Origin of the sequence: Hahella sp. CR1, from assembly GCF_029813005.1 — a bacterium.
Classification (GTDB): Bacteria; Pseudomonadota; Gammaproteobacteria; order Pseudomonadales; family Oleiphilaceae; genus Hahella.
The window spans coordinates 1-633 of sequence record NZ_JAPELK010000050.1 but is presented as its reverse complement, the minus strand read 5'-3'; the positions used below and the strand labels follow the sequence as shown (position 1 = coordinate 633).

Sequence of the window (633 nt, the reverse complement as noted above, 5' to 3'; positions counted from 1 at the left end):
TTGTTTATCAACAGCGTCCCCATGCGGCTGCAGCTGACGGATAACCTCTCTATCGCCGACTGCCTGCAACAATTACATAAGGCCCAAGCCACACACGACCAGTACAGCTATGCGCCTTTAGTAGATATTCAACGTTGCAGCGAGGTCGGCGGCGGCCAACATTTATTCGAATCACTGCTTGTATTCGAAAACTACCCACTGGACGCCTCATTAATAGAATCCGCGTCGTCTCCAGATCAATTCGCCATAGGACAGGTCGTCGCCAAAGAACCGACAAACTACCCCTTGACCTTATCTATAGTTCCCAGTGATCGGCTGCATTTTAAATTGCAGTATCAACCACAGCGCTTCACGGAGGACAGCGTTCGTCGGCTGCTCGCGCATTTACAACAACTTCTCATCGCCATGACTCACACCGAGACCTCCGCGGCGATGAGCGAATTGAATATGCTAACCGAGCAAGAAACACAAAAGCTGCTCATTGACTGGAATCAGACCTCCGCCCCCTTCCCGGCCGAGCAATGCATCCATGAGTTGTTTGAAGCCCAGGCGGCGCAATCCCCGCATGCGGTGGCGGTCGTACTTGAAGACGACAAATTGACCTATGGCGAACTCAACCGGCGCGCCAATCAA

1 protein-coding gene is annotated in these 633 nt (G+C 52.4%); it reads left to right on the top strand.

Annotated elements, in window-relative coordinates; all coding sequences use genetic code 11:
* Positions 1-633, top strand: a 633-nt coding sequence (locus ONV78_RS31870; RefSeq protein ID WP_279508627.1) for a condensation domain-containing protein, incomplete at its 3' end; no start/stop codon positions are given.